Here is a 10708-nt window from a genome sequence, read left to right on the forward strand (position 1 = left end):
CTTCTATTCCTACCGCCGCATGACGCATCGCGGCGAAGCGGATTACGGGCGCCTGCTCGCGGCGATCCGGCTCTAGAGCATCCGCCCGCCAAGTGGATACCGGTTGGCGGAAAAAGCGGATGCGAAAACAAGAAGATAGAGCGCCAGATCTGATTCAATCAGATCGATTTGCGCTCTAGAGCGGAATCCGATCTGATTGAATGAGATCGTCCGTTCTCATTTCTTGTTGTTTCACGCATTTTCTTCGACCAGCCGGTATCCACTTGGCGGGCGGATGCTCTAATCCACCACATCCGGCGTCTGCCAGCCCAGATGCTGGCCGGAATCGACCGCGATCATCTGGCCCGTCACGGCCTGTGCTTGCGCGAGAAAGAGCACGGCTTCCGCGATTTCCGCGGGGCTCACGGCGCGCCCCAGCAAGGTGCCCGCCGCCTCGGCCGCAAAACCCTCCATGCCGTCATGAATGTTCGGCAGGGTCGGCCCCGGCCCCACGCCATTCACGCGAATGCCGCGCGGGGCCAATGCCTGCGCCAGCGTGCGCGTGGCAGTGAAAAGCGCCGATTTCGCAAGCGTGTAGGAGAAGAATTGCGGGTTGGGCCGGAAGACGCGCTGATCGATCAGGTTCACGATCGCGCCTGGCCGGCCCTCCGGCAGGGCCTTCGCGAAGGCCTGCGCCAGCAGCACGGGAGCCTGCAGATTCACCGCGAGGTTCGCCGCGAAGCTCTCCGGCGAGAGGCTTGCGAGGCTGTCCTTCTCGAAGAGCGAGGCATTGTTCACGAGCAAGGTCACCGGCCCGAAGGGCAGGGCTGCCGCTTCCATCAGCGAGGGCAGGCTGACGAGATCGGCGAGATCCCCGACGAGGCTCGCGGCCTCCGCGCCCTTGCCGCGCAGTTCCGCCGCCTTTGCTTCGGTGCCGATGGCCTCGCGGCCATGCACCACGATGGCATGGCCCGCCTCCGCAAGGCGATCCGCAATGGCCGCGCCGATGCGCCTTGAACCGCCCGTAATGAGCGCGACCTTCCTCATCCCGCCTTGCCTCAACTCTTTGGCTCCCGGTTGCGACGCTCGAAATCCTTGGCCACGCGAAGCCAGCGATAGAAGGCGAAATTCATCGCCGTGATGAAGCCATAGGTGCCGCGCACCGCATGCCGGCGACCGATATAGGCCTTGAGGAACGCGATCGGGAATTCGAGGAAAACGCGCGCGGTGGAGGTCGATTTCCCGCGCGCCGCGAGATCCGCGACCTGCTGGTCGGAATAGGCGTTGAGCTTCGCGATCTGGTCGCCGATCGAGCGCACCGAGAAATGATGCACCGTGCCCTTGAGCCGCGCCACGCGGGTGCCGGGCTCAAGATCGACTCGATCATGCACGGGCGAGATCGAATAGGTGCCGCGATCCCGCCGGTAGAGCCGCACGGGAGCCAGCGCATAGGCGAGCGGGTGTGGCGCTGCCTCGCCGGGAAAGATCTCGGCAATGCGGATTTCATAGGCCTGCGCCGCCGGTTCGCCAGATGCGAAAAGCCCTGCGATTTCCGCCGCGAGATCGGCCGGAACAACCTCATCTGCATCAAGGTTCAGCACCCAGTCATGCCGGCATTGGCTTTCGGCAAAACGCTTTTGCGGGCCATAGCCTGGCCATTCCCGCTCGATCACGCGGGCGCCGAGCGCACGCGCCGCATCCTGTGTGCCATCGATCGAGCCCGAATCGACCACGAGAATGTCGTCGGAGAGGTGCCGCACCGCCTCGATCACGCGTGGCAGGCGATCCGCCTCGTTCTTCGCGATGATGAAAATCGAGAGGGGCGGGGCGGTCACGGTTCCGTCCGGTTTCGAGCGCGTTTTCCTCGCTTCGCACGCGTTTGCCGGGCTGGCAAGCGGCGAAGGGCAGGCGGCTCAATGGGTAACGCGCGGTTAGGCTTAACGGCTCGCCACCACGATTAATCAGTTGTTGGCCTTCTCTTGAGGCTTTTGTTCAGCATGGTGAACAGCCGTGTTAATCCTGAAAAATCATGAAAGGAGCGCCAGCTCCTGTATTCATTTCAAACGAGGAGGAATGCGATGCACAAACATCTGCGTTCGACTTTGATCTGCATCGCGCTGACGGTCGGCGTGCTGCATCCTGCGAAGTCTATTGCGGCTGATTTTCCCAATAGCCGCAATTCTTCTACCGTTTATTCGGATCCGCGCCTGGCTGCGAATTGGCAGGGCATCTATCTCGGCGTCAATACGCATTACGGCTGGGGCAAGGCGAATGGCGCGAACCTTGGTGGCTTCGGCCTGGGCGGACATCTGGGCTATAATTTTCAGTCGGGTCCCGGCGTGTTCGGTGCGGAAGGTGATTTCGGCTATACCGGCATCGATTATCGCGGCTTTTCTGATACTTTCCGGCAAAAATGGCTGAGTTCGGGCCGCCTTCGCGCGGGCTATGCCTTCGACCGCTTCCTGCCTTTCGTCACTGGTGGTCTCGCCTATACGACCGGCACCATGAAGACCGCGACCGGCAAGGATGATCAGGGCCATTTCGGCTATGTCATCGGCGCTGGCATCGAGGCGATGCTGACCGATCGCGTCTCGGCCCGCGTGGAGTTCCTGCATTACGGTTTCGGGAGCCAGACCTACTCGGTTCCGGCCGCGCGCCGCACCAGCGTGCAGAACAACCTGCTGCGTTTCGGCATGAGCTACAGGTTCTGATCGCGGCCAGCGGGATTTCTGCTCCAGTGGATGCGCCCGGCCTGTTCGCGCAGGCCGGGGTTTTCATTTCCGGGCTCAGACGTGCGGCTTGGTCTTGGAGAAGCCCGGCATCGTCTTGTTCATCGCCGCGAGGAAGGCCGCGAGCTTCGGATATTGTCCACCCGCGAGCGTGGAGAAGCGGAAATCCATCCAGTCGAGCATGCAGGCGACCGTGATCGTGCCGATATCCGGCATCGCCGAGGCGACCGGCGGATCGGCTTCGAGGGCGGCGAGGCCGCGTTCCACCTTGCCGCGCTGGTGGTCGATCCAGCGCGCTTCGTGTTTCTCCGCCACACGGAAGCGGCCTTCATAGAGCATGAGGATCGCGGCATCCATGATGCCATCCGCCAGCGCCTGCAGCTTCAGGGCGGCGACGCGCTTCGGCCAATCCGCGGGAATCACTTTTCCGCCGCCGGCATCGTGGTCGAGCCATTCGATGATGACGCGCGAATCATAGAGTGCCGAGCCATCCGGCAGGATCAGGCAGGGGATCTTCCCCAGCGGGTTGTCGCGCCGCAGCGGATCATCCGCCGCCATGGTATCGGCGGTGACGATCTTGAACTTATCGGAATGGCCGGTGACGAGCGCGGCGACCTTCACCTTGCGGCCAAAGGGCGAAGTGGTCGAAGAGCGCAGGGTGAGCATGGGAGCATGTCCTTTGAGACTGGTCCCGCAGATTTCGCGCGCGAGCGGCCTGCTGGCAAGCATCATTTAATTCTTTGCGAGCCAATCCAGCCGGTAGCGGGCGGTGCGCCCCGTGGCGAGGCGCCCGGCCAGTTCCGGAAGCAGGGTCGCGAGATCGGCCTCGAGCGTGTAGGGCGGGTTCGCGACGAGCATCCCGCAGGCCGCGAGCGGCCCTTCGGCATCAAATCGATCGGTGTGCAGTTCCGCAACGAGCACATCGGGAAATCCGCTCTCGGCCGCCGCTTTCTCAAAGCCATCGACTGCGGCGCGATCCTTGATCGGATACCACACGGCAAGGCTGCCGCCGGTCCATTTCCGCGCCATCATTTTCACGCCCCTGGCGAGCCGCTCGAATTCGTCGCGGCTCTCGAAGGGCGGGTCGACCAGCACCAGCCCGCGCCGTTCATTGGGCGGCACCTGCGCGTTCCAGATGGTGTAGGCGTCAAGCGCCGTGATCGCGAGGCGATCGTCGCGCCTCGGCAAGGCCTTGCGCAAGGCGGCCTCGGCCGCCGGGTGGGATTCGTTGAAGGCCGCGCGATCCTCCTCCCGCAGGCCGTGGCGGATGAAGAGGGGCGAGCCGGGGTAATGCCGGCCATCCGGGCAGATCGCGGCGAGCGCCTCGCGCCAGGCGGCCAGCACGGCCTCGGATGCCGGGCTGAAGGGCTCTGCCATGCGCCCAACCCCGCCGCGCCACTCGCTCGTGCGCTGGGCTTCCTTGCCGGAAAGATCGTAGATTCCGCTCCCCGCATGGGTGTCGATCACCCGGAACGGGGCGGGCTTCAACCGCAGATGCGTCAGGATGCGCGTGAGGATCACATGCTTCAGCACATCCGCGAAATTCCCGGCATGGAAATCGTGGCGATAATTCATGGCAATTCGCTCGAATTTTTTTGGTTTCCATCACGGATCGGCAGGCTGTTTAATGCCATAATATTCCAATCTGAAATCACCAGGGCAGCCGAAAACCGGTTTCGTCATGAAGAGCAAATGGATCAGCATCCCTATCCTGGGCGCTCTCGCGCTCGGCTACGGGTACGGGCTCCCGGAATTTGCCATGGAACGCAGTCACGGCCGGGAAAAAAAAGTCGCGCGGGCCCAGGAGGAGCCGCAGGGATTCGTTGCTCAGCTGATGGAATACCTCCGCCAGTTCACCGAGAAGAAGGAACCGCCGCCGCGCATCGCCACGCAGCCTCGCGCGCCTGCGCCTGCGCCTGTCCAGCCTGTCGCGCCGCCACCTCCGCCGGCTGATCCCGTGAACAAGCTTGCCGAGCCGCCGCGCGCGCCTGGTCAGGGCTTCACCGTGATGGCGGTACGCTGAGTTCGCGCGTCCGGCAGGTGTCGCGATCCACCTCCGGGCACGGGCGGAATGCGCGCAAATCCCTCGTAAGGCAGATTCGGACCTCCTCGAGCATGCCGCGCTCACAGGTCACGGCCATCATTTCAGGACGCAGACCGGGATTGGCCTCGGCAAAGGCGCGCTCGATCTCCAGCGGCGCGAAACGGCTCGTCTCGCGCGGGGCTTCGAGTGCCGCAGGAATGCGCACCTTCCGGCGAGCCGCTCCGGTTGCCAGGAAGAAGCCCTCCGGCGGCAGGCCCGAACAGGTCCCATGCTTGCGCCATTGGTGGCGGGCAAGGCCGCTATCGGGCAGCACATCCTCCGCGATATCCATCGCCCGGCGCGAGGGATTGCGCCCTTCGGGCGTGCAGAAGGCGGGATAGCCCCGCTCATATTGCGGCCAGAGGCCATGCACGACGAATCCGGGATTGCGGCCGGGATCACATTGCTTCGCGCCGCGCCTTTCGCCGGTGATGGTGCACCAGGTCGCGGACCAGGACAGCGCGAGCACATAGAAATCGAAATCGCCCATCGCTGCCCCCCGCGTTTCGCGTGGCTGGGAAGCAGCCGGAAGGCCAGCCACCAGAAGGGCGAGCGCCACGAAGACGGCGCGCAGCATCGCCTCAGCGGCCGGGGAGGCGGCTGCAATCGCCGCCATTCGTCAGGTTGCGATCATAGCCGGCGAGGCAGAACGTCACCTGATTGCCGTAGCCCGCAAAACCATTGGCCTCGATGATGGCGTAGTGCAGCTTTAGGCGCTGCATGTCGCCCATCACGGCCATGGCCTCGCAGGTCCGGCGGGGAATGAGATCAATGCCATGCTGGCGCAGGCCTGTCTGCTGGATGCGCTCGAAGCCGATGATCTCGGCATTGCTGTTCCAGAAGCGGCGCTCGGTGGAGGCGAAACGCGACTGGATACTGGCCAGCACGCCGGGGGATTCGCAGGTATCCACCACGCCGGAGAAGGGCGCGAAACGGCTTTCGGCCGGGATTTCCTCGCGCGCCTTCGTCGGAAGGGACAGGGTGAGGGCGATCAGGCTGGCGGCAGTCAACGGGGCGCGGCGCATGGCGGACTCCGGGAGCGGCAAAAATCGCTCCAGATTTGGACGCCCGATCCGCCCGGGTCAAGCCGGAAGAAGGTTCAGTTCCCCCCCGTCGGCATGTTCTGCTGCCGAATCTGCGATGCGCGGTGCGGGTTTCGCGCAGGCGCGGGTTGCTGGGGCGGCGCCGAAGGCAGCAAAGCGCCGGCGGGGGCCGGGAGGGGCTGCCGCGTCACGCCACGACCGCGGTTCACCGGCAGTTCCGGCATCGAGGAGGTGAGATCGAAATCGCGCGGGTCGAATTCCTCCTCCTGCTCCATCACCTCGGTATGGGCGCCGCCATTCTGCTGCAGCAACTGGAGCTGGCGATCGAGCGAGCCGGCGGGTGCCAGTGCCGCCGGGGGACGCTGCGTGAGAGCCACCTTTGGCGGCGAGGCGGCCGAATAGGCGCTGTTCGGGAAGCCCTGGGGCGCAGGCGGCTGGGGCTTGAAGGCCGTGGCAGGCGGTATCTGCGTGCCCATCGACGGCGGGAAGGAGGGGCGCATCGGTGAATCGAACCTCGGCCGGCAATAGCGGCGCTGTCCGCGCGCATCGTGCCGCGCAAGATCGAGATGGAAATGGTCGTAGTGGAAGGCGTCGGAGCCGGGGCCGAGCACGGTGCGGAACTTCCCGCAGGCGGAATGCAGCACATCGCGCAGGAAGCCCTGCTCGTGAGGCGCGCCGCGCCAGCCGCCTTTCACGGTTGTCACCGAGCCATCCGCGAAAACAAAGGACATGATGTCGATGGCATTGCCGAAGGCGTGTTCGGAAAGCCGCGCGCCCGGCTGGTGGTTCCGGCGACGGCAGGCATAGGAGCCGCCCGTGCGGATTTCCTTCACCCCCTGCCCCATCCAGGCCAGGGCCGCGGGCTGGACGGCTGTCGCGAGCCAGTCATCGAGCCAGGCGACCATGGGGCAGGTGAGCGTGGCTTCCGGCTTCAGGACCGTGAGGCGCAGATCCGCCCCGGTCGCGGTTTGCAGCGGCGCGCCGGCCTCAGCGAAGCTTTGCAGGATGTTCTGGTCGATCTGGAAGGCCTGCACCTTCAGCGGAATGTCGAGCCCGCAGGCGCCGGAGCCGTCGATGGGCCTCGTGATGCGCACGAACTCGCTTTCCTGCACGATGCCCGCCTTCATGCAAGCGATTTCCGCCTCGCCGCGCCAGGCCTCGCGCTGCTCGAAGCGCAAGAAGCCGCAGCCCGACAGGAAGGCGGCGCTCGCGAGAACCGCCAGACCCAACCGCGCGGGGAGCGGGATCGCGGAGGCCCGAGGCAGGAATGGATGGTGGGAACGCAACATTCCCGAAAATTGACTCGACCTTGGTAAGGTTCCTTTAAGAGAAAGGGTTACGGGGTGGTTAAGATTCTTCTCCATTCACACGTTCGGGAGGGTCCGGTGCAGGGCAAGGCGCGTTTCATTTTTCCGTTCTTTCAGGCGGGCATCATGGCTTTCCTGATGACGGGTTTCGTCACCTGGCTCAACCTGGGCCTGCCTTCCGATTTCGTCCTGCGCTGGATGCTGGCTTTCGTGAAGGCCTGGCCGCTGGCCTATCTCGCCGCGCTCGTTGCCGCGCCCTTTGCCCAGCGCGCCACGCGCTTCGTCGTCGCCAGGCTGGAAGGAACCAAGACATGATGCGCGCCCTTGATCTGGCCGAGGCTGTCGAAGCCGGGGATCTCAACCCGGCAACCGTGCTCGAACTCGCGCTGGAAGCCATTTCCGAGCGCGAGAAGGATATCCTCGCCTTCACCGCTCTCGACATGGACCGCGCCCGGCTAGCGGCGCGCGCCATCCCCGGAAATGACGGGTTGTTCGGCCTGCCGGTCGGCTTCAAGGACATCATCGATACCGCCGATTATCCCACCGAGCATGGCTCGCCGCTCTACAAGGGGCACAAGCCGAAGGCGGATGCGCCCATCGTGCTGATGACCGAGGCGGCGCAGGGCCTGCGCCTCGGCAAGACAGCCACAACGGAATTCGCTTTTCTCAATCCCGCGCCGACCTTCAATCCGCATGATGCGGCCCACACGCCCGGCGGCTCCTCGGCCGGCTCGGCGGCCGGGGTGGCGGCGGGCTTCATGCCGCTCGCTTTCGGCACGCAGACCGGTGGATCGGTGATCCGCCCGGCGAGCTTCTGCGGCGTGGCGGCCTTGAAGCCCTCCTTCCGGCTCATCCCCATCCAGGGCGTGAAGCCCTTCGCGCCTTTGCTCGATACCCTGGGCCTGTTCGGCGCGCGGGTGGCGGATGTCGCCTTCGGGCTTGCGGCGATCACCGGACGCGCCCTGCGGGTCGATGGCGGCGATTTCGGGCAGCCCACCTTCGGCATCACGCGCCAGCCCTTCGCAGGCGAAGCGTCACCGGAAGCGCATGCGGCGCTCGACCATGCCATCGCGGCGCTGTCGAAGGCCGGTATCGCTTGCCGCGAGGTGGCGCTTGCGCCGGTTTTCGCCGAGGCCCATGCGCATCACCGCGCGATCAACAACCACGAGGGCGCGGTGTCGCTCACCTGGGAATATGAGCGGCATCGCGAAAAGCTCTCCCCCATTCTCCGTGACGCCATCGAGCACGGGCGCTCCGTGAGCCTTGCGGAATATGATGCCGCGCGCTCGGTCTCGAACCGGGCGCGAAAGGCGACGCATCCGCTGTTCGAGAAGGTCGATGTCCTGCTCACCTTCTCCGCGCCGGGCATCGCGCCATTGCGGGACAGCACCGGCGATGCCACCTTCAATAAGCTCATCACGTTGCTGGGGCTGCCGGCCGTGAATGTGCCGGGCTGGAAGGATGCGGCGACCGGGCTTCCCGTGGGCTTGCAGGTGGTCGGCGCCTTCGGCGATGACCAGCGGACGCTGGCGGCGGCGCATCTTTTGGAACAGGCGCTTTCCCATCACTCCTGAGGATTTCCGGCGAAGCTGTTGAAAAGCGGAACAGAACTCCAGGCCGGGCATTTGCTTTTTCGCAGTGCAGCGACGATGGGCCATTGCCAGCGGTTACCATTGGTTTAAGATTTGAGGATCGATAGGTGATGAGGTGACAACATGAGCACCACCTATGGCCTGGATGTTCTGGCGTTTCTGGCGTCGTTCGTTCTTCTGATCGCCATCCTGTTTGGTGCCTTCTGAGACACGAATGACAGTTTCGCCGGTTTCGACCGGCACAGGAACCGGGCCTCGCCGCAAGGCTGTGGGACCCTTTTCATGCTGTGGCATCTGCTCAGCTTTGCGGGCAGGGTTTGGAAAGCGGCCGCCACGTCGTGACGTTCTGGTCCATCTGGCAGCGGAACAGGCTGTTCCGCATGCAGACCTCGCTGCCGACCGGAAGGTTCTCGCCGTGCATGCGACAGGTGCATTCCGTCCTGTTGAGCTGCGCGCGCGTGATCACCCGGTCGCTGGCGGGGCGCGCCTGTGCTTCCTGCGCGTGGAGACTGACTGGCCCAAGCAGCGGCCATGCCGTGGCGAGGAGGCCCGCAAGGGCCGAGGTCCGGCACTTCGATATCATGACGGCACCCTTCGGGACGCGCGAGAAATCGCTCGGAACTTGCACGATTGCACGTCTAAACCGGCGTTTTGTCAAGGGCGGACCCGGTTGCGACCCCGCCATGCAGAACATTGGAGCAATGCAACTTTAAGTTGTTCTGCGTAGTGATTTCCGTCCGTTCCTTGCCCGGAAAACACAAACCATGTCGAACGCGATGAAAGCTGGTGCGATGCTTTGGCTGGCGGTCCTCGGGCAGCCGGTCACCGCTGCTGCCGGCTCGCCCCATGGCCCCTGTACCAATCTGCCGCGCTTCGGCTGGGTGTCCTTCGACGAGATCGAGGCGAGCCTGAAGCAGTCGGGGTATCGGCTGCTCCACCTGCGCATCACCAGCGAGGCCTGCTATGCCGCCTTGGTGACCAATGCGGCCGGGCAGAGGCTGGAACTGCTCATCCACCCGGGCACCAGCAAGGTCATCGCGCCGGAAGAATTGCCGACCAGCGCCATCCGGCGCTGATCAGCGCCGGCGTGGCTTGCCGCCACCCTTCGCGCGCGGCGTGCCCGAGAGTGGCACCTCGCGATCCGTGCCCGGTCCCATCGCATCGAGAGACGGTTTACTGGCCCGGGACGGCGGGAGGTTCGCCGCCGCGCCATATTGCGAGGCACCGGCCTTGCCGGCCTTTGCCGTCACGCTTCCCTGCCGCGCGCCCGGCTCCTCGAACACCGCGAGCTCCGTGGCCTTCAGGCGCTTGATCTCGTCGCGCATGCGCGCCGCCCTTTCGAAATCGAGATCGGCCGCGGCCTCGCGCATCCGCTTCTCGAGATCCGCCAGCACCGCCTCGAAATTGTGGCCGATGGAGATCGCCTTGTCGGCCTGCCCCTTGTCGATCGTGACGCGATCGCGCTCGTAGGGTGAGTTGATGATCTCCTCGATATTGCGCTTCACACTCTGCGGGGTGATGCCGTTGGCCTCGTTATAGGCCTTCTGCTTCTCGCGGCGGCGATTGGTTTCGGCCATCGCGCGCTCCATCGAGCCGGTCATGTTGTCGGCATAGAGGATCACGCGGCCATCCACGTTGCGGGCCGCGCGGCCGATGGTCTGGATCAGCGAGGTCTCCGAGCGCAGGAAGCCTTCCTTGTCGGCATCGAGAATGGCCACGAGCCCGCATTCGGGAATGTCGAGGCCCTCGCGCAAGAGGTTGATGCCTACCAGCACATCGAAGGCGCCGAGGCGCAGGTCTCGGATGATCTCGATGCGTTCGAGCGTATCGACATCCGAATGCATGTAGCGCACGCGCACGCCCGCCTCGTGCAGGTATTCCGTGAGGTCCTCGGCCATGCGCTTGGTGAGAACCGTGACAAGGGTGCGATAGCCGGCCGCGCTCACATTTCGCACCTCGCCCAGCAGGTCATCCA

General features: G+C 64.7%; 14 protein-coding genes. 5 read left to right on the plus strand and 9 right to left on the minus strand.

Annotated features, from left to right (window positions below):
• Window positions 1-279: 279 nt before the first annotated feature.
• Together ACKODO_RS10165 and ACKODO_RS10170 are read right to left on the minus strand one after the other, a co-directional pair.
• Window positions 280-1026: an SDR family oxidoreductase gene (locus ACKODO_RS10165; RefSeq protein ID WP_408983323.1), complete on the minus strand. Its 747-nt coding sequence runs from the start codon at window positions 1024-1026 to the stop codon at window positions 280-282.
• 11 nt (window positions 1027-1037) lie between these two features.
• Window positions 1038-1814: a glycosyltransferase family 2 protein gene (locus tag ACKODO_RS10170; protein WP_408983324.1), complete on the minus strand. Its 777-nt coding sequence runs from the start codon at window positions 1812-1814 to the stop codon at window positions 1038-1040.
• 243 nt (window positions 1815-2057) lie between these two features.
• Between ACKODO_RS10170 and ACKODO_RS10175 the strand changes: the two genes are divergently transcribed.
• Window positions 2058-2690 (plus strand): outer membrane protein, encoded by a 633-nt coding sequence (locus tag ACKODO_RS10175; protein WP_408983325.1) that lies wholly within the window; start codon window positions 2058-2060, stop codon window positions 2688-2690.
• 75 nt (window positions 2691-2765) lie between these two features.
• Here ACKODO_RS10175 and ACKODO_RS10180 read toward each other — a convergent pair whose 3' ends face one another.
• The gene (locus ACKODO_RS10180; RefSeq protein WP_408983326.1) at window positions 2766-3374 is read right to left on the minus strand and encodes a glutathione S-transferase N-terminal domain-containing protein; all 609 of its coding nucleotides are present in this window, start codon (window positions 3372-3374) and stop codon (window positions 2766-2768) included.
• 66 nt (window positions 3375-3440) lie between these two features.
• A complete protein-coding gene (locus ACKODO_RS10185) occupies window positions 3441-4283 on the minus strand; it encodes a 23S rRNA (adenine(2030)-N(6))-methyltransferase RlmJ (RefSeq protein ID WP_408983327.1) in 843 nt (280 codons plus the stop codon).
• A 106-nt stretch (window positions 4284-4389) separates the two neighbouring features.
• Between ACKODO_RS10185 and ACKODO_RS10190 the strand changes: the two genes are divergently transcribed.
• Entirely contained in the window at window positions 4390-4731 is a 342-nt protein-coding gene (locus tag ACKODO_RS10190; protein WP_408983328.1) for a hypothetical protein, read from the plus strand.
• Here ACKODO_RS10190 and ACKODO_RS10195 read toward each other — a convergent pair.
• From ACKODO_RS10195 to ACKODO_RS10205, 3 genes are all read right to left on the minus strand, one after another.
• Window positions 4709-5407, minus strand: a complete 699-nt coding sequence (locus tag ACKODO_RS10195) for a ribonuclease T2 family protein (RefSeq protein ID WP_408983329.1) — start codon at window positions 5405-5407, stop codon at window positions 4709-4711. The two genes, ACKODO_RS10190 and ACKODO_RS10195, sit on opposite strands and share 23 nt — an antisense overlap.
• Window positions 5373-5816 (minus strand): hypothetical protein, encoded by a 444-nt coding sequence (locus tag ACKODO_RS10200; protein WP_408983330.1) that lies wholly within the window; start codon window positions 5814-5816, stop codon window positions 5373-5375. Before ACKODO_RS10200 ends, ACKODO_RS10195 begins: the two co-directional genes overlap by 35 nt.
• A 74-nt stretch (window positions 5817-5890) precedes the next feature.
• A complete protein-coding gene (locus ACKODO_RS10205; RefSeq protein ID WP_408983331.1) occupies window positions 5891-7123 on the minus strand; it encodes an extensin family protein in 1233 nt (410 codons plus the stop codon).
• Between the two features lie 96 nt (window positions 7124-7219).
• Between ACKODO_RS10205 and ACKODO_RS10210 the strand changes: the two genes are divergently transcribed.
• Both ACKODO_RS10210 and ACKODO_RS10215 read left to right on the plus strand, forming a co-directional pair.
• Entirely contained in the window at window positions 7220-7456 is a 237-nt protein-coding gene (locus ACKODO_RS10210) for a DUF2798 domain-containing protein (protein WP_408983332.1), read from the plus strand.
• Window positions 7453-8715 carry an amidase gene (locus ACKODO_RS10215; RefSeq protein WP_408983333.1) on the plus strand — a complete coding sequence of 421 codons (1263 nt, stop codon included), beginning with the start codon at window positions 7453-7455 and terminating at the stop codon, window positions 8713-8715. The genes ACKODO_RS10210 and ACKODO_RS10215 overlap by 4 nt, the downstream gene beginning before the upstream one ends.
• 316 nt (window positions 8716-9031) lie before the next feature.
• On the opposite strand, the gene ACKODO_RS10220 is transcribed toward ACKODO_RS10215, so the two are convergent.
• A complete protein-coding gene (locus ACKODO_RS10220; RefSeq protein ID WP_408983334.1) occupies window positions 9032-9316 on the minus strand; it encodes a hypothetical protein in 285 nt (94 codons plus the stop codon).
• A 181-nt stretch (window positions 9317-9497) separates the two neighbouring features.
• Between ACKODO_RS10220 and ACKODO_RS10225 the strand changes: the two genes are divergently transcribed.
• Complete coding sequence (locus tag ACKODO_RS10225; RefSeq protein ID WP_408983335.1) at window positions 9498-9809, plus strand: PepSY domain-containing protein; 312 nt, start codon at window positions 9498-9500, stop codon at window positions 9807-9809.
• Here ACKODO_RS10225 and ACKODO_RS10230 read toward each other — a convergent pair.
• A partial coding sequence (locus ACKODO_RS10230; protein WP_408983336.1) for a helicase-related protein occupies window positions 9810-10708 on the minus strand: 899 nt, incomplete at its 5' end.

The organism is Rhabdaerophilum sp. (assembly GCF_046092605.1).
Classification (GTDB): domain Bacteria; phylum Pseudomonadota; class Alphaproteobacteria; order Rhizobiales; family Beijerinckiaceae; genus Rhabdaerophilum.

Excerpts from the sequence above, each read along its gene's own strand:
- ACKODO_RS10205 (WP_408983331.1), bottom strand. The coding sequence starts at position 7,123 with ATGTTGCGTTCCCACCATCCATTCCTGCCTCGGGCCTCCGCGATCCCG.
- ACKODO_RS10175 (WP_408983325.1), top strand. The coding sequence starts at position 2,058 with ATGCACAAACATCTGCGTTCGACTTTGATCTGCATCGCGCTGACGGTC.
- ACKODO_RS10185 (WP_408983327.1), bottom strand. The coding sequence starts at position 4,283 with ATGAATTATCGCCACGATTTCCATGCCGGGAATTTCGCGGATGTGCTG.
- ACKODO_RS10200 (WP_408983330.1), bottom strand. The coding sequence starts at position 5,816 with ATGCGCCGCGCCCCGTTGACTGCCGCCAGCCTGATCGCCCTCACCCTG.
- ACKODO_RS10220 (WP_408983334.1), bottom strand. The coding sequence starts at position 9,316 with ATGATATCGAAGTGCCGGACCTCGGCCCTTGCGGGCCTCCTCGCCACG.
- ACKODO_RS10225 (WP_408983335.1), top strand. The coding sequence starts at position 9,498 with ATGTCGAACGCGATGAAAGCTGGTGCGATGCTTTGGCTGGCGGTCCTC.
- ACKODO_RS10195 (WP_408983329.1), bottom strand. The coding sequence starts at position 5,407 with ATGGCGGCGATTGCAGCCGCCTCCCCGGCCGCTGAGGCGATGCTGCGC.
- ACKODO_RS10190 (WP_408983328.1), top strand. The coding sequence starts at position 4,390 with ATGAAGAGCAAATGGATCAGCATCCCTATCCTGGGCGCTCTCGCGCTC.
- ACKODO_RS10215 (WP_408983333.1), top strand. The coding sequence starts at position 7,453 with ATGATGCGCGCCCTTGATCTGGCCGAGGCTGTCGAAGCCGGGGATCTC.
- ACKODO_RS10165 (WP_408983323.1), bottom strand. The coding sequence starts at position 1,026 with ATGAGGAAGGTCGCGCTCATTACGGGCGGTTCAAGGCGCATCGGCGCG.
- ACKODO_RS10180 (WP_408983326.1), bottom strand. The coding sequence starts at position 3,374 with ATGCTCACCCTGCGCTCTTCGACCACTTCGCCCTTTGGCCGCAAGGTG.